Origin of the sequence: Myroides odoratus (assembly GCF_965118575.1) — a bacterium.
Classification (GTDB): Bacteria; Bacteroidota; Bacteroidia; order Flavobacteriales; family Flavobacteriaceae; genus Flavobacterium; species Flavobacterium odoratum_B.
In genome coordinates, this window is the sequence record NZ_CBCPHW010000003.1 from 222631 (window position 1) to 239950 (window position 17320).

General features: G+C 35.5%; 14 protein-coding genes. 1 reads left to right on the plus strand and 13 read right to left on the minus strand.

Features of this window, described 5'->3' with window-relative positions:
• Positions 1-103 precede the first annotated feature (103 nt).
• Genes ftsZ through mraZ form a run of 13 tightly spaced genes read right to left on the minus strand, consistent with a single transcriptional unit; the run spans position 104 to position 15803 of the window.
• The gene (gene ftsZ / locus ACMHJ2_RS03840; protein ID WP_413511637.1) at positions 104-2140 is read right to left on the minus strand and encodes a cell division protein FtsZ; all 2037 of its coding nucleotides are present in this window, start codon (positions 2138-2140) and stop codon (positions 104-106) included.
• Positions 2141-2155: 15 nt separating this feature from the next.
• Positions 2156-3604 carry a cell division protein FtsA gene (gene ftsA, locus ACMHJ2_RS03845; RefSeq protein ID WP_413511638.1) on the minus strand — a complete coding sequence of 483 codons (1449 nt, stop codon included), beginning with the start codon at positions 3602-3604 and terminating at the stop codon, positions 2156-2158.
• Positions 3605-3612: 8 nt separating this feature from the next.
• Entirely contained in the window at positions 3613-4350 is a 738-nt protein-coding gene (locus ACMHJ2_RS03850; protein WP_413511639.1) for a cell division protein FtsQ/DivIB, read from the minus strand.
• A gap of 2 nt (positions 4351-4352) precedes the next feature.
• A complete protein-coding gene (gene murC / locus ACMHJ2_RS03855; protein WP_413511640.1) occupies positions 4353-5702 on the minus strand; it encodes a UDP-N-acetylmuramate--L-alanine ligase in 1350 nt (449 codons plus the stop codon).
• Between the two features lies 1 nt (position 5703).
• Positions 5704-6798 carry an undecaprenyldiphospho-muramoylpentapeptide beta-N-acetylglucosaminyltransferase gene (murG, locus tag ACMHJ2_RS03860; RefSeq protein WP_413511641.1) on the minus strand — a complete coding sequence of 365 codons (1095 nt, stop codon included), beginning with the start codon at positions 6796-6798 and terminating at the stop codon, positions 5704-5706.
• 7 nt (positions 6799-6805) lie between these two features.
• Positions 6806-8047 (minus strand): FtsW/RodA/SpoVE family cell cycle protein, encoded by a 1242-nt coding sequence (locus ACMHJ2_RS03865; RefSeq protein WP_413511678.1) that lies wholly within the window; start codon positions 8045-8047, stop codon positions 6806-6808.
• A 20-nt stretch (positions 8048-8067) separates the two neighbouring features.
• Positions 8068-9402 carry a UDP-N-acetylmuramoyl-L-alanine--D-glutamate ligase gene (murD, locus tag ACMHJ2_RS03870; RefSeq protein ID WP_413511642.1) on the minus strand — a complete coding sequence of 445 codons (1335 nt, stop codon included), beginning with the start codon at positions 9400-9402 and terminating at the stop codon, positions 8068-8070.
• 1 nt (position 9403) lies between these two features.
• The gene (gene mraY / locus ACMHJ2_RS03875) at positions 9404-10615 is read right to left on the minus strand and encodes a phospho-N-acetylmuramoyl-pentapeptide-transferase (protein WP_413511643.1); all 1212 of its coding nucleotides are present in this window, start codon (positions 10613-10615) and stop codon (positions 9404-9406) included.
• Between the two features lie 15 nt (positions 10616-10630).
• Entirely contained in the window at positions 10631-12085 is a 1455-nt protein-coding gene (locus ACMHJ2_RS03880) for a UDP-N-acetylmuramoyl-L-alanyl-D-glutamate--2,6-diaminopimelate ligase (protein ID WP_413511644.1), read from the minus strand.
• Positions 12082-14094, minus strand: coding sequence for a penicillin-binding protein (locus ACMHJ2_RS03885; RefSeq protein WP_413511645.1), 2013 nt, complete (start codon positions 14092-14094; stop codon positions 12082-12084). The genes ACMHJ2_RS03880 and ACMHJ2_RS03885 overlap by 4 nt, the downstream gene beginning before the upstream one ends.
• Positions 14085-14444: an FtsL-like putative cell division protein gene (locus ACMHJ2_RS03890; protein WP_413511646.1), complete on the minus strand. Its 360-nt coding sequence runs from the start codon at positions 14442-14444 to the stop codon at positions 14085-14087. The genes ACMHJ2_RS03885 and ACMHJ2_RS03890 overlap by 10 nt, the downstream gene beginning before the upstream one ends.
• Positions 14441-15352 carry a 16S rRNA (cytosine(1402)-N(4))-methyltransferase RsmH gene (rsmH, locus tag ACMHJ2_RS03895; protein WP_413511647.1) on the minus strand — a complete coding sequence of 304 codons (912 nt, stop codon included), beginning with the start codon at positions 15350-15352 and terminating at the stop codon, positions 14441-14443. Before rsmH ends, ACMHJ2_RS03890 begins: the two co-directional genes overlap by 4 nt.
• The gene (mraZ, locus tag ACMHJ2_RS03900; protein WP_413511648.1) at positions 15345-15803 is read right to left on the minus strand and encodes a division/cell wall cluster transcriptional repressor MraZ; all 459 of its coding nucleotides are present in this window, start codon (positions 15801-15803) and stop codon (positions 15345-15347) included. The genes rsmH and mraZ overlap by 8 nt, the downstream gene beginning before the upstream one ends.
• Positions 15804-16554: 751 nt before the next feature.
• Between mraZ and ACMHJ2_RS03905 the strand changes: the two genes are divergently transcribed.
• Complete coding sequence (locus ACMHJ2_RS03905) at positions 16555-17319, plus strand: alpha/beta fold hydrolase (RefSeq protein WP_413511649.1); 765 nt, start codon at positions 16555-16557, stop codon at positions 17317-17319.
• The last annotated feature ends 1 nt before the right edge of the window (position 17320 follow it).

Sequence of the window (17320 nt, forward strand, 5' to 3'; positions counted from 1 at the left end):
TTCGCCAAAAAAAAACAATCTAAAGCAAAAAAAACAGTAGCAAACCAAGGTTTACTACTGTTTTGTATTTTAAATTTAAATCCTTTAGCACTAAGACTAGTCTCTAGTCTACATTATCATGTAAAAAGGAATTATTAGATCTCAATTTAGGATCGTTATTTCCATCTACACCAAATGACAGTCTAGATTTATTACTCTCGTCATTTATCTCCTCTAAATCAACGCCTAAACGCTTGTATGCAGGTTCTTTTTCTAAATCTGAATAATGCGCGGTTGAATTATTGAATTTATAATTGAAGTCTTTCATTTTTCTTCTGCGTTCCGCTGCTCTGCTTCTAAGTGTAAATTCTTCAATGCTCATTTCCGTTGGGTTCATCTCATCATAATCATCCGATGAAGTTTCAACCTCAACTTTATTCACAGTAGGCGCATCTTCTGATCGAACAGAAAATTTAAATTCTTCGGCAATTTCTTCTTTGTGGTTGATTATAGGTTTAGCAGCAGCTAATTCTTCTTCTTTATCCATATAATCCTCTAAAGAAAAGCGAATAACTTCTTCTTTCTTAGCAGATGCTTGTGCATTTACCTCATTCGCATAACTCAATACCTCAGCAGCCACTTCGATTTCCGCTAATTCTTCATCAAAGTGATGAATAATTGGCGTATTAGTTTCCCTAATTTTAGGAGAAACCACAATAAATTCAGGCTCTACCACATAAATATCTCTGATATCCTTTTGTTTAGATGCCGTTGGGTCATTTTGGTTTTGCTCGTTGGTTTTCTCTTCTGTTTTTGGTGTTACAATTTCAAAAAAAACGTCCAAATTTGAAGCTTCTACTGCTTTTCTTTCAACTTCTACTTCACCAAAGGGTTGTGTTGGAAAATCAGATCCGCCAAAATCGTCATCGTCATTATCCTCTTCATCGTCATCCTCTAGGGTAAATACTTTTCTGATTTCAAGTTCATTTGTTACATCTTCATTTGCTATAACAAGTTCATTATTCTCTGGAGTAGAAATACGCAGGGGTTGATCAGGTGTTGTAAAACCATAAGAAGAAATTGCAGTAGCTTGCGTTAAATCACGCACTACTTTTTGTTCTTCTTCTAACGTATGAATAATTACTTTCGGCTCTGAAGAATTTACAATATTCCTTTGTTGCTCATAGTTAAAACCAGTAGCAATAATAGTCACTGAAATCGCATCTCCTAAGGATTCATCTTCACCAACTCCCATAATGATATTTGCATTATGGCCCGCCTCGGTTTGGATATGATCATTAATTTCACCTATTTCATCAATTGTAATTTCATTTGTGCCTGAAACGATTAACAACAATACATTTTTAGCACCTGCAATTTTATTATCATTGAGCAATGGAGAATCTAATGCATCAATAATAGCATCTTTGGCTCTATTATCACCAGATGCTGTACCTGATCCCATAATAGCAGTACCGCTATCAGACAATACAGTCTTTGCATCTTTTAAGTCAATATTTTGCGTATAGTGATGAGTAATAACTTCAGCGATACCACGGGCAGCAGTTGATAATACTTCATCTGCTTTGGAGAAGCCAGCCTTAAAGCCTAAGTTACCATATACTTCACGTAATTTATTATTATTGATTACGATAAGTGAATCTACTTGTTTTCTCAATCGATCCACTCCTTTTAACGCTTGTTCTTGGCGTACTTTTCCTTCAAATTGAAAAGGAATAGTTACGATTCCAACCGTTAAAATATCGCGTTCTTTTGATAATTGAGCAATAACTGGAGCAGCACCTGTTCCCGTACCTCCACCCATACCAGCAGTGATAAACACCATTTTGGTATTGGTATCTAGCATTTTTTCAATTTCTTCAATACTCTCTAAAGCAGATTGTTGACCTACTTCAGGATTTGCTCCCGCTCCTAACCCTTCTGTAAGGTTAACCCCTAACTGAATTTTATTAGGAACAGAACTATTTTCTAAGGCTTGTGAATCCGTATTACAAACGATGAAATCCACTCCTTTAATACCTTGCTTAAACATGTGATTGATCGCGTTACTTCCTCCGCCACCTACACCAATTACTTTAATAACGTTTGATTGGTTTTTAGGCATGTCAAACTTTATTCCTCCGAAATCTGTATTCTCCATATACGTATCGTTTTATTATTCTTGCTTTTCAATAAATTCTTTAATCTTTCTAAAAAAGTTTCCTATGAAACTACTTTCAAAGCGGTCTGCCGTACTAGGTTGCGCTTCTTTTCGTTCTTCATTAGGTTGTGTTGAGCGGCGTACTTCTACACGAGGTTGACTTACCGTCTCAACAGGTTCTTTTTTCGTGTTCATTTCTTCTTCTACTGGAGATGAAGCATAAACTACCTTTCTTTCCTCTGGTTTTGATTCTACTTTCGTTTCACTTGATCTTAGTTCTTCGATTGAAATAGCACCTCGTTTTCGGTGTCTTTCACTTTCCATAACTAATCCCACCCCCGTTGCAAATAAAGGGCTTGAAACTTCTAAGCTTGAATCTCCAGCTAAATGCTCATTTGGATATCCAATACGGGTATCTATACCTGTAATATATTCTACTAATTGTTTAATATGTTTGAGTTCTGAACCTCCTCCTGTTAAAACAATTCCCGCGATTAATTTTTTCTGGGGATTTTCATACCCATAACTTTTAATCTCTGAAAAAACCAATTGTACAATTTCTTCAACACGAGCATTTATAATTTTAGAAAGATTTTTTAAAGAAATTTCTTTCGGTTCTTTTCCTCTTAATCCTGGAATAGAGACAATCTCATTGTCTTTATTTTCCCCAGGCCAAGCCGAACCAAATTTTACTTTTAAAATCTCCGCTTGACGCTCAATAATTGAGCATCCTTCTTTGATATCTTCTGTAATAACATTCCCTCCAAAAGGAACTACTGCTGTATGGCGAATAATTCCATCTTTAAAAATAGCTAAATCCGTCGTTCCACCACCAATATCAATTAAAGCAACACCTGCTTCTTTTTCTTCTTGGCTTAATACTGCTTCAGCAGAAGCTAAAGGTTCTAAGGTAATTCCAGCTAATTCCAGACCGGCATCTTTGATACAACGTCCTGCATTTTTAATTAAAGCTGCCTGTCCTACGACCACGTGAAAGGTAGCTTCTAATCGGCTACCATACATCCCCACGGGCTCCTTAATACCGGGTTCTCCATCAATTTTAAATTCCTGAGGCAATACGTGAATAATTTCTTCCCCCGGTAACATACTCAATTTCTGTACTTGGTTAATTAATTGTTCAATATCTTTATCTCCAATAACTTCATCTGGATTTGGACGACTAATATAATCACTATGCTGTATACTTCTGATGTGTTGACCCGCAATACCTACTACAACATTTTTTATTTTGTAACCTGCTTGAGTCTCCGCATCTGCAACGGCATGTTGAATCGATTGAATTGTTTGTGTAATATTATTTACTACACCTCTTTTCACACCCAAACTCTTCGCTTTTCCCAAACCTAAGATTTCGAGCTTACCGTATTCATTTTTTTTACCAATCATTGCAACAATCTTTGTTGTTCCAATGTCCAAACCAACAGCTATATTTTCTTTTTCCATACTCAATTTTATTTTGAACACACCACTTGTTGGGTAAATTTCAGATTGATCTTTTTATAACTATCTATTTCTATGTTTTCATTACTTGCATATTGCATAAAAGCTTTATAATTCATGAGTTTTCGCTCCATTTCATTATAACTTCCTACTAAAATTTCCAGCTGATTTACTCGGCTTTTCAAATAAATCACTTCATTCGGTTGGATGCTAATACCTGTAATTTCTTGTTTTAAAAATTCATCGGCATTAATAATCTCTAACATTTGTTTTAAAGAATTTTGTGTCTCCTTTTTCACCTCTCCCTCTACTAAAACGACACGTTCAGCATAGTTCTCCGACAAAGGCATGGGAGCTCCATTCTCATCCAAATAAAAAGATTCTTGTTCTCCAACTACTCTTCCTATTGCTTTTTTTTGATTTACTTCTACTTTTAGTACTCCATCGATAGTAACAAAAACCTCGGCCTCTTTGATTAATTTATTTAGCAAAACCTTTTTTTCCAAAGTATTTAAATCTAAAGCTAATCGATTGATCGTTGTTACCGTTGCACTTTTATTTTCTACAATATCTTTCACATCCGTAGACGTTACAAAATGTCGTTCTTCCCCTTTAAAAACAATTTCAATTCCTTTTAAAGTTCGGTGTGTGTTTCTGTCATTGCTAAAAGAATATAAAAACAAGACGACCCCTAGCACCATCAAGATGCGTAAATCCGACCATTTTATTTTCTTTAACAATTTTTTCATTTCTATTTTTTTTCTAAAGCTATTTTTATATCCTGTACCATTTCTCCAATATCACCGGCTCCAATTGTCAAGATGATTTCCGCATCCGACGCTTTTAGATATTCTATTAAATTCTCTTTCGCAACTAAACGCTTTACGTTTGATGATATTTGCTCTAACAATTTAGAAGAAGTTATGCCCTCTATTGGCAATTCTCGAGCAGGATAAATATCTAATACTACTACATGATCAAAAGTTGATAAAGCTTGTGCAAATTCACTCATAAAATCTTTCGTTCTACTATATAAGTGAGGTTGAAATACGGCTACTATTTTTCTATCTCCATGCATTTCATGTACCGCTTGACTTGCTGCTTTAATCTCTGTTGGATGATGCGCATAATCATCAATGTAAATTAAATCATCTCTTCTTATTTTATAAGAGAATCTTCGGCGTACACCCCGAAAACTTTTTAATCCTTCTATCAATTTTTGTGTATCAACACCATAATCACTTGCCATAGCGAAAGCCATCAAAGCATTCGATAAATTATGTCGACCTGGTAAACCAAAATAAACATTTTTGATTGTTTCTTTTGGAGTTACTATATTGAATATATACCAACCATCCACTACTTTTATATCGGTTGCCTGATAAATACAATTGGAACCGAATCCAACTTGAATTCCATCCAGATCTACTGCTTCTGTTACAAATAACTTATTTGCATCAGGTAAACGATTGGCAAAATCTTTAAAAGCGACTACCATTTCCTCTGCTGTTCCAAATATATCCAAATGGTCTGCTTCCGTAGAAGTAATACAGGCGACATTGGGAAATAGTCGTAAAAAAGAACGATCAAATTCATCTGCTTCAACCACGGTAATGGTTTTTCCACTTCCTATCAAATTCGTTTGATAGTTTTCAACTACACCGCCCACAAAAGCAGTTACATCTAAGCCTGCTTGAAACAACAAGTGTCCTAAAATACTTGTTGTTGTTGTTTTACCATGTGTACCAGCTACTGCGAAACAATAGGTGTCTTTTGTAATAATTCCCAGAACCTCTGAACGCTTTTTGATTTCAAATTGGTTTGTTTTGAAATACTTCCATTCCGAATGCTCTTGGGGTACAGCAGGTGTAACAATAACCAAGGTTGATGCTACCTCTTTATACTTGGCGTGAATTAAATCTACGTTATCTTCATAGTGAATTTCAATTCCCGCTGTTTCTAATTCTTCTGTCAATTGAGTAGCTACTTTATCATATCCTCCAACTTCTTTTCCAATGAATTTAAAATAACGAGCTAAGGCACTCATTCCAATGCCTCCAATTCCAATAAAATATACGCTCTTAATGCTATTCATATCCATTTTACTTCTTCATTAATTTTACGATCTGATCTACTATATCTTTTGTTGCATTGGGCAAAGCTAATTTTCTAAAGTTTTGTCCCAACTTAATTTGTTTTTCTTTATCCGCAAACAAGTCTTGAAAAATTGGTATAAACTTTTCATTCAACTCTTTTTCTTTAACCAAAATAGCTGCTTGGTGTTCTACCACACTTTTTGCATTTTTGGTTTGGTGATCTTCGGCTACATTAGGGGAAGGAATAAATATGACTGCCTTTCCAACTAATGCAAGTTCTGATACAGATGATGCACCTGCTCGGGAGATAATTGTATCAGCTGCTGCATAAGCTAAATCCATACGATCTAAAAATGCACGCACGATTACCTCTTTAGATGCGTATTTTTTGTATTCTTCATAGTAGAATTTACCACATTGCCAGATTAACTGAATTCCCATCTCTTTAAACAAGGGCAGTTGCTCTTCTATCAACTGATTAATTCTACGTGCACCTAAACTTCCTCCAAGCACTACTACCGTATTTTTGGATTGATCTAATTCAAAATAGGTTATAGCTTCTTCTCTTTTTATAGTTACATCGAGTAATCCTTGACGAATAGGATTTCCTGTCTTTACTATTTTATGTTGAGGAAAGAATTGCTCCAATCCATCATAAGCCACACAAATTTTATCTACTTCTTTTCCCAATAACTTATTGGTTATACCTGGGAATGAATTTTGTTCTTGTACAACGGTAGGAATTCCTTTTCCTGCTGCAACTTTAACCACAGCACCACTTGCAAATCCACCTGTACCTATCACTACATCTGGTTTGAAAGCCTTGACAATCTTTCTCGACCTCCTTAAACTACTTAATAGCTTAAAAGGAAACATCAAATTGTCGAAGGTCAGTTTTCTTTGAATACCTGAAATCCATAATCCTTCTATGGGATAACCTGCCTCAGGCACTCTTTGCATTTCCATTTTTCCTTCTGCACCGACAAAAAGAATTTCTGCTTCTGGAAATCTAACTTTCAATTCATCAGCAATTGCCAATGCAGGAAAAATATGTCCTCCTGTTCCGCCTCCACTTAGTATAAACTTAGGTTTGTGTTCCATTTGCCTTTTATTCTTCTGTACTATTTTTTTCTAATCGATCGATATGAAGGTCGTGTAACATTTCTTGTTCCAACAGCGCTTCTTCTTTTTTCTTTTGTTCTTCTGCTTGTATTTCTGCTTCTTTTTTGGTTACACTCAATATGACTGCAATAGCAAAACACGTCATCCAAATGGCTGTTCCACCACTACTCACCAAAGGCAAAGCCTGTCCGGTTGTTGGTAAAAGCGAAACGGCAACTCCCATATTAATCAAGGCCTGAAAAATCAGGTAGAAACCCAATCCTGCCACCAATAATTTTCCAAAGAGCGTAGGGGCTTTATGTACTGCAATAAGAAAGCGATAAAAGAGCAAAAGGTATATCCCTAAGATAGTAATTCCGCCGAATAATCCCCATTCTTCTACAATAATAGCAAAGATAAAATCCGAAGACGACTGAGGTAAAAAGTTTTTCAATACACTTTTACCAGGGCCTACTCCGAATACCCCCCCATTTGCAATTGCCATTTTAGCGTTTTCTACCTGGTACAAGTCGCGGGTTCCGTCATCTGGTCCCGTAAAGCGATCTATTCGACTAATCCAAGTATCGACCCGATTTGGAAAAGCGCCTGGAAAAGCTTTAGCTACTAATACAAATAATAGAATACCACAAGCGCCAATTCCTACAATAGTCATTAAGTATTTAAACGGATATTTCCCAATAAACACTAAGACACATACCATACAAAAGATTAAAGCTGCTGTAGAAAAGTTAGCCGGTAAAATCAAGCCTATAATGACCAATACGGGAACCCATAATTGCCAAAAAGACTTTTTAAAGGAAACTACTTCATCTTTAATACCTGTTAAGTATTGTGCGACATACATCAACAAAATAATTGCTGCTGTAGAAGAAGGCTGAAATTGTCCTAGCAAAGGAATTTTCAACCATCGACTCGCATTAGCGCCTCCAATTGTATTTCCTTTTAACAAGGTATAAAATAAGACTAATGCTATGATCGGCATACCTATTATGGCTATTTTCCGAAAGAGTACATAATCTCTTTTGTGAAAATACCACATTATGCAAATTCCAATAAATAAATGAACGAAATGTCGAAATAGGTAATCTGTTGTTGCTTTCCCTGTTCCGATAGTATAAACTAAGTTAGTACTTGCACTATAAACAGGTAAAAAGGAAAGCATGGCCAATAAAATTGCTAATGCCCATATAATCTTATCACCGTGTAATAATGAAAGTAATTTTTTCATCATCTACCTTTTCTTTATTTTTATAATTTCATTACTTCGTTTTTGAACTGTTTTCCGCGATCTTCATAGCTTGTAAACAAATCAAAACTTGCACAGGCTGGTGATAGTAAAACAGTATCTCCTCCTTCGGCTAATGCTTTTGCTTGACTAACTGCATCATGCATCGATTGCACTTCAACTAAATCATCGACAACCTTTTCATAAGCTGCTTTTATCTTTTGGTTATCAATTCCCAAACAAATAATTGCTTTAACTTTTTCTCGTACCAGAGGCATTAACTCATCATAATCATTCCCTTTATCCACGCCACCAACAATCCAAATTGTAGGAGCTTTCATGCTATCTAAAGCAAAAAAAGTAGCATTTACGTTTGTTGCCTTAGAATCGTTGATATATTGAACATTTTCTATCTTTTGTACTTTTTCCAAACGATGCTCAACGCCCTGAAAATCAGACAAACTTTCACGTATTACATTCTTTCTAATTTGCTTTAATTGCGCTATTGTTGTTGCTGCCATAACATTTTTTAAGTTGTGCTTTCCTTCTAGAGCTACATCCTTAATAGGTAATACAAATTTTTCATCACTCATATTCACTATAATTTTATCATCCTCGACATAGGCTCCTTCTTCTAATTTATGTTGAATTGAAAAAGGTAGTTTATGTGCTTTTATTTCATGCTCGCTCAACCATTTCTGAATTTCGACATCATCGTAATCATAAATCAAAAAATCATCTTCCGTTTGATTCATTGTAATTCGAAATTTCGAAGCGATATAATTTTCATACTTATAGTCATACCGATCTAAATGATCTGGACTAATATTAGTGATTACTGCAATATGGGGTCTGTACGTTTCAATACCATCTAATTGGAAACTACTCAACTCCAAAACATAACATTTTGCAGGATCCATCTTCACTTGCTCCGCATAACTTTGTCCAATATTTCCGCCTAGGCCAACATCAAGTCCTCCTTGGTGTAAAATATGGTAGGTTAACATCGTAGTTGTCGTTTTTCCATTACTGCCTGTAATGGCCACCGACAGCGCATCATTAAAAGGATAAGCAAACTCAATTTCTGAGATTACTTGGATTCCTTTGGCTACAATTTTTTTTACAATTGGGGCTTTATCTGGTATTCCAGGACTTTTTACAACAACATCTGCATTTAATATTTTTGCTTCTGTATGTTGTTTTTCTTCCCAATCAATTGCATTATTTATAAGAACATTTTTATATTTTTCTTGGATTTCTCCATAATCAGAAACAAAGGCCTCATAGCCTTTCTCCACTGCCAATAAAGCAGTTCCAACTCCACTTTCTCCTCCACCTAAAATAACAACCCGCTTCATCTTATCTCAGTTTTAATGAAATCACACAAAACACACCCAAAAGAATAGCTATAATCCAAAAACGAGTGACGATTTTACTTTCGTGATATCCCTTCTTTTGAAAGTGGTGATGCAAGGGGGACATTAAAAATATCCGTCTTCCTTCGCCATATTTATTCTTCGTGTATTTAAAGTAACTTACCTGTACAACAACGGAAAGTGTTTCTGCAAAAAATACGGCACATAAAACAGGAATCAATAACTCCTTTCGAACAGCAATAGCCAATACAGCTATAATTCCTCCAATCGTCAAACTTCCTGTATCTCCCATAAATACTTGAGCAGGGAATGTATTATACCACAAGAAACCGATTAATGCTCCTATAAATGCGGAGACAAAGACGGTCATTTCTCCGGAGTGAGGGATATACATTATATCCAAGTAATTGGCAAATACCACGTTACCCGATATAAAAGCAAAAATCCCCAATACAAAGGTAGATATGGCCGATGTACCTGCGGCTAAACCATCGATTCCATCCGTTAAATTAGCTCCATTTGATACGGCAGTTACAATAAAGATTACAATTGGAATAAAAATCAACCACGCATAGTCTTTAGCTCCTTCACCCATCCAACTGATTAACATGCTGTAATCAAATTCATTATCTTTAAAGAAAGGAATTGTCGTTGCTGTAGACTTCACGTCGTATTGACTAGATGAAACTTCACTTAACATATGTTTAGCGGGTACTTCTCGAACGGTAACAGCTGGACTGAAATACAATACTGAACCAACAATAAGCCCTAACCCTACCTGACCAATTACTTTAAATCGCCCTTTTAATCCTTCTTTATCTTTTTTAAATACTTTTATATAATCGTCTAAGAAGCCGATGCTTCCCATCCAAATTGTTGTTAGAATAAGCAGTAGCACATAGATATTATCTAGTTTAGCGAACAATAATACAGGGATTAAAGTTGCTACAATTATGATAATACCACCCATGGTAGGTGTACCCGCTTTTTCTTTTTGTCCTTCTAAACCTAGTTCTCTAACTGTTTCTCCGATTTGCATTCTACTTAAACGAGCAATAATTCTCTTTCCATAAATAATCGAGATCAGCAAAGAGAAGATCATCGCCATACCTGAACGAAACGTAATATACTGAAACACACCCGCTCCAGGTATTTTGAATAAACTTTCTAAGTATTGAAATACGTAATACAACATAACTACTTTCCTTTTCTATAGTTCTAAAAACTCCTTTACTATTTCTAAATCACTAAAGTGATTTCTTACTCCTTTTATCTCTTGATACGTTTCATGCCCCTTACCCGCGATTAATATAATATCGCCTGCTGAAGCTTGTTGACAAGCTAACTTAATCGCTTGTTTTCTATCTTCTACCACAATTGTTTTCATTTTATGTTGTGGTTGTACCCCTGCTTCTATTTCTTCTAAAATAACAGCTGGTTCTTCAAAACGTGGGTTATCTGATGTAAAAATTACTTTATTACTTAAGTCAGACGCTATTTTCCCCATTTCTGGGCGTTTTGTTTTATCTCTATTTCCGCCACATCCAACAACAGTAATCAACTGTTCATTATTTGTTCGGATGGTATTAATTGTTTCAATCACATTAGCCAACGCATCAGGTGTATGCGCATAATCGACAATTGCCGTCACATTTTTAGAAGAAACAAGGTATTGAAAACGACCTTCGACACTCGTTAATTTACTCAAATGCACCAAGGCCTCATCAAGTGGTATACCTAATTCTACAGTTGTTCCTAATACAGCCAATAAATTATAGGCATTAAATGCACCTATTAACTGTACCCATAGTTCTTGTTGATTTATTTTCATCAACATGCCTGAAAACTGGCTTTCTAATACTTGACCTTTGTAATCGGCCATATTTTTTAGGGCATAACTACAAACCTTGGCTTGTGTATTTTGCACCATAATAGATCCATTCTTATCATCAATATTGGTCAAAGCAAAACTTGTTTTCTTCAACTGATCAAAGAACATTTTCTTTGCATCCCGATAGGACGCAAATGTCTTGTGATAATCTAAATGATCATGCGTTAAATTCGTAAAAATCCCACCTGCGAATTGAAGACCAAAGGTTCGGTGTTGTACAACCCCATGTGAACTTACTTCCATGAAACAATACTCACATCCTTCTTCTGCCATCTGATTCAAATACGCATTTATTTTTATTGAATCTGGTGTCGTATGGGACGTTTCATATCGTGTAGATCCTACTCGTATATTTACCGTTGACAACAGACCTACTTTATAGCCTAAACTAGTAAACATCTCATATAATAACGTTGCAACAGTTGTTTTACCATTGGTACCTGTTACACCTACTAATTTCAGTTTACTCGATGGATTATCATACAAATTAGCAGCCATTACAGCTAAGGCTCTATTGGTGTCTTCGACCACAATATAAGTAACTCCCTCTACCAAATCAGTTGGGCGTGTTTGACATAAAATAGCACTTGCTCCTTTATCAATCGCTTGCTTGATATAAGCATGTCCATCAACTACTTCACCTACTATTGCTATAAACAAAGTTTTTGGACTTACCTGACGTGAGTCAAAAGCCAAATGGTCTATGGTTGTATCTGTTGATCCAACGATAGACTGTATCTCTACTTTGTATATTATGTCTTTTATCTTTTTCACGATAGTTCTAAAACTACTTTTTGATTTTTATTTATCTTTTCTCCAACTAATATGGATTGTGTTTTGACTTTTCCGACTCCTTTTACTTGCACTTTCAACCCTAAGTTTTCCAATAAAGGCAAAGCATCCATCGCTTGCATTCCTCTTACCTCAGGCATTAGCAACTCTCCTACCTGATTTTGAGCTGAAAAAGAGCGATAGTTTTCTGCTATACGAGCAGGTACCTCATTCGATTCCTTCATTTCTTTAGTAGTAGGAACATCTGTATAAATTTTTTGCGCAATTCGTTTAAATACTGGTCCAGCTACATCGGCTCCATAATAACTCTTTGACCGATTGGGTTTATGAATTACAACAATACAGGAGTATTTTGGGTTATCTGCTGGAAAATATCCTGCAAAAGAGGAGGCGTAATACATATCTGAATCATATCCTTTCCCTTTGCCATAATTTACCTGAGCAGTTCCTGTTTTTCCTGCCATCGAAAAGTTCGGGGAGTACAATTTCCTACCTGTTCCTTTCTTTACTGTATTAGCCAAAATAGCTTGTGCTTTCGCAATCACATCAGGTGAAGCTATTTGTGGGTTCAAAACAACCTTGTCAAACTTCTCTATCGTTTGGTCAAATTCTTTAATTTCTGAAACAAAATAAGGTTTAACCATTTCACCATCATTCGCAACAGCATTATATAAGGTCAACGTTTGCAAAGGTGTTACTGATAATCCGTATCCAAAAGCCATCCAAGGTAATGCCAATCCACTCCAACCTTTTTTTCCCGGTTTTGGAACATACGGAATGGCCTCTCCTTTAATTTTTACTCCTAGGGGTTTATCCATCCAAAGGGTACTCAAATAATCCGTAAATTCTTTGGGATTATTTTTAAACGCTTCATCAACCGCTTGTGTTATCACTGTGTTGGATGATAGTTCAATTCCTCTTGCTAGAGAAACCTGACCATATCCTCCATGTTTGGAATCGCGTACTCTAGCGTTGTAAAAACGTACAATTCCATTGTTCGTATCATAGATACGAGCAGTATCTATTTGCTTTTTCTCGAGTAGCGCTAAAAGTGAAGCCAACTTAAACGTTGAACCTGGTTCATGTTTCTCACCTACTGCGTAATTGACTGTTTCATAATATGCTCCTGTCAGCTCTTCTCTTCCTAAATTTGAAATCGCGCGAATAGCACCTGTTTTCGTTTCCATTACAATCACACATCCGTGATCTGCTTCGTATTTTTCTAACGACTGCAATAAGGCGTGATGTGCAATATCTTGAATATATACATCAATGGTAGAGATGATATCTTTTCCATCAATAGGTTCAATTTCATTCTCATCATTAATAGGCTTCCACTGATTTTTGGCTAAGCTTTGCATTTTCCGTTTGCCATCAAATCCACTTAGATAGTCCGTAAAAGCACCTTCAATCCCCACTCTACCAAAAGTTCCATCTTCATTTTTGCGTTCATAACCAATGGTTCTCTTTGCAATTCTTCCAATTGGGTGCTGTCTAACCGTCCGCTGAGAAGAAATAAATCCCCCGCCATTCCCTCCTTTATTAAAAAGAGGAAAATTCTTAATGCGAACATATTCTACATAACTCAAATTGCGAGCGATTAGAATGTATCTACTTTTGGATGCTCTACCTTTGCGCAACATATTTTCGTAATATGTGCTTGGTTTTCTAAACATCACAGCTAAAGAATCCGCTAGTGGTTTTACTTCCTTTTCAAAAACTTCTGGTTTAGGAGCAACCCCGTCAAAACGTATTTCAAAGACCGGTACGGATGTAGCTAATAAGCTTCCATCTGCGGAGTACACATTTCCTCTATTGGCTTCTATTATTTCTTCTTTTACTCTATTTTCACTTCGCGCTTTTTGTCGAAGTTCACTTCCCTCTACACCTTGAATTAACAGCAACCGATAGACTACCCCTCCTGCTAGTAATAACACTATCGCAGTGACGACATAAATATTGATATAAATATTTTTGTTACCTAAGGCCATAGTTTATTCCACACTGTTTTATTATTTTCCTCTTTCAACACCTTAATTTTTTGTGGAGGTGTCTCTGAAGGATATATTCCTTCTTCTTCTAATTTTCGCGTAATTGTCGACTCCATTTTTAGCTCCATTAATTCGGATCTTGTAGCGACAAACTCTGCACGTAGCATTTTTACTTCGTGCGTTAATTTTCCAATTTTAAACACTTTGGATTCATATCGTTGGGTGTTGCCAATCAGAATCATTCCTAACACAATCACGTAGATAATAAAGGCCCAAGTTTTCGCCGAATTCTCATTGACAAGAATTTTTGCTTTTATTATATCTACTGGACTTGCTATTGTCTTTTTCATTTTTTCTCTGCAATTCTCAACTTCGCTGATCGAGCTCGATTATTTACTGCTAATTCTTCATCCGTTGGAATAATTAATTTACCTAACTGTTTCAATGGAACTTCAAACCTTCCAAACATATCGCGCTCTGGTTCTCCTTCAAACATGCCGTTTTTCATAAAGCGTTTTACGAGTCGATCCTCCAAAGAGTGATAAGAAATTACACTTAATCTACCTTCTGGTTTTAATACCTCTAAACTTTGTTCTAACAATTCTTTCAATACTTCAATTTCTTGATTTACTTCAATGCGAATTGCTTGATATACTTGAGCTAATATTTTAGCACTTTTATGCGCCGGTAAAAAGCGCGCTAAAACTTGCTTCAACTGATCTGTATTTTTTATTTCTCCTTCTTGTCGTGCCTCTACGATTGCATGCGCCATAGCCCCAGCATTGGTCAGTTCTCCATAAAGGCTAAGTACGTATTTCAACTCTTTTTCTGCGTAATCATTCACGACGTGGTAAGCAGATAATTCACCTTTTTGATTCATTCGCATATCGAGTTCTCCATCAAAACGAGTAGAAAATCCACGTTCAGCCACATCAAATTGATGAGATGAAACACCTAAATCCCCTAAAATACCGTCTACTTCGCGAACACCATAAAACCTTAAATAACGTTGTAAGTATCTAAAATTTTGATTAATCAATATAAAACGAGGATCGTCAATTGCATTTTTCTGTGCATCATCATCCTGATCAAACGCAAACAATTTCCCATTCTCACCTAAGCGACTCAAGATTTCTCTTGAGTGTCCTCCTCCGCCAAAAGTTACATCCACATAAACCCCGTTTGGATGGATATTCAATCCATCTACACTTTCTGTTAACAAAACAGGTCTATGATATGCGTATAAATCCTTAGTCATCGAAACTTATATTACTCATTACTTCTTGTGCCAATACGCCGAAATCGAAATCATCTGTATCCAGCGTAGCTTCATACAAATCTTTATCCCATATCTCAAGAATATTAACCTTAGAAGCCATTACAATTTCTTTTGTAATGGTTCCAAATTGTAACAGATCCTTTGCAATAAGCAAACGACCTGCATCATCAATATCTACTTTTTTAACCCCTGCCATAAATGTGCGAATAAACCGATCTACTTTTTTATCAAAAGGATTTAGTTTATTGATTTTCAACATCATTTTTTCCCATTCAGCCATTGGCCATAATTCCAAACAGGTTTCAAATACCGATCTTTTCAGTACAAAACCATCGGCAATAGCAGGCAACTGCTTCTTTAAAGAAGCAGGCACCAATACCCTTCCTTTGGTATCGACCTTACATTCATATGTACCGATAATTGATGTCAAATTTTAAATATATGTATACTTAGCAAATGTAATTATTTTTTTACCACTTTTACCCACTTTTACCCACTTTGTTGATAAGTTTTCTATATATACCGTATTTACTGACTTCAATTCATGAATCATCCTCATATTTTTCTCTTTTTTAACCTTAAACTCCTTGATTTGAACTCACTTATCCTCCGAATTCGGGTTCATTTTCCTCCCTTCATTTAAATTTCATTTATTTACACACTTTTAACTTAAATAGCATTTTTAAAATAACTAAAATCACTTTTACCTATTAATACCATCGACACCTATTTAGCTCTTTGAGGGGTTGGTTTTGAGAAGAAAATTGCTTCAAAAAAGATTTATTTAAGTAAAAAAAAATACCTACTAGTTGTTGCTATTTTAATTTTAAAACATCTTTTTACGATTTTAGAAAGTATTTATTTGAATAAACTAAACAAGCCAAATTCCAACCTACCGCTAAAAAATTAACAGATTTTTTTTCTGCTTCTCTTACTAACAAATCCGCTCAGCACCTAACCACATACTAAACAACCACTTATGTACTTTAATTCATCGTTTTTCCTTCCAATCTAAAGCCAATAGGAGTACTTCCTAACCATTAAAAATTTAAATTAATACTACAAACGCCTTTTTGGGGTTTACTTTTTCATATTACTCTTTATTTTATCCTTTTATTACAATAAATGTCTCTATTAAAAATGTATATTTGTAAGAATTTAAAAATCGCAAGTAAGAGCTAATGGAGCGAACTTTAAAAGAAGACGGTAAATTCCGATATGTGGAAGTTGGTGAAGGAACACCAATTATCATCTTACATGGATTAATGGGTGGGCTTAGTAATTTTGATGGAGTTGCAAACTTCTTTCCTCAAAAAGGCTACAAAGTGATTATTCCTGAATTGCCTTTATATACCAATAGCATTTTAAAAACGAATGTAAAAGCCTTTGCTAAGTTTGTCAAAGACTTTATTGAGCGCCTTGGTTATAAAGATGTTATCTTATTAGGTAATTCACTAGGAGGTCATATTGCTTTGTATTTTGCTAAAATGTATCCTCAATACTTAAAGGCTATGGTACTGACTGGAAGTTCAGGGCTGTATGAAAGTGCTATGGGGGATAGTTATCCAAAACGTGGAGATTACGAATATATTAGAAAAAAAGCAGAGGATGTATTTTATGATCCTGCTGTAGCAACCAAACAAATCGTAGATGATGTTTTTGCTACAGTCAATGATCGCATGAAATTGATAAAAACCCTGACGGTTGCTAAAAGTGCAATTCGACATAATATGTCTAAGGATTTACCAAAAATCCACATTCCAACTTGTTTAATTTGGGGAAAAAATGACAAAGTAACTCCTCCGGAAGTTGCTGTTGAATTTAATGAATTACTCCCTGATTCAAATTTATATTGGATAGATAAATGTGGGCATGCAGCTATGATGGAACATCCCGATGAATTCAATGAGCTATTAAGCCAATGGTTCAAAGAGCGCAACATATAAA

Coding starts and splice junctions, on each gene's coding strand:
- ftsZ (WP_413511637.1), bottom strand. CDS start 2,140: ATGGAGAATACAGATTTCGGAGGAATAAAGTTTGACATGCCTAAAAAC.
- ftsA (WP_413511638.1), bottom strand. CDS start 3,604: ATGGAAAAAGAAAATATAGCTGTTGGTTTGGACATTGGAACAACAAAG.
- ACMHJ2_RS03850 (WP_413511639.1), bottom strand. CDS start 4,350: ATGAAAAAATTGTTAAAGAAAATAAAATGGTCGGATTTACGCATCTTG.
- murC (WP_413511640.1), bottom strand. CDS start 5,702: ATGGATATGAATAGCATTAAGAGCGTATATTTTATTGGAATTGGAGGC.
- murG (WP_413511641.1), bottom strand. CDS start 6,798: ATGGAACACAAACCTAAGTTTATACTAAGTGGAGGCGGAACAGGAGGA.
- ACMHJ2_RS03865 (WP_413511678.1), bottom strand. CDS start 8,047: ATGAAAAAATTACTTTCATTATTACACGGTGATAAGATTATATGGGCA.
- murD (WP_413511642.1), bottom strand. CDS start 9,402: ATGAAGCGGGTTGTTATTTTAGGTGGAGGAGAAAGTGGAGTTGGAACT.
- mraY (WP_413511643.1), bottom strand. CDS start 10,615: ATGTTGTATTACGTATTTCAATACTTAGAAAGTTTATTCAAAATACCT.
- ACMHJ2_RS03885 (WP_413511645.1), bottom strand. CDS start 14,094: ATGGCCTTAGGTAACAAAAATATTTATATCAATATTTATGTCGTCACT.
- ACMHJ2_RS03890 (WP_413511646.1), bottom strand. CDS start 14,444: ATGAAAAAGACAATAGCAAGTCCAGTAGATATAATAAAAGCAAAAATT.
- rsmH (WP_413511647.1), bottom strand. CDS start 15,352: ATGACTAAGGATTTATACGCATATCATAGACCTGTTTTGTTAACAGAA.
- ACMHJ2_RS03905 (WP_413511649.1), top strand. CDS start 16,555: ATGGAGCGAACTTTAAAAGAAGACGGTAAATTCCGATATGTGGAAGTT.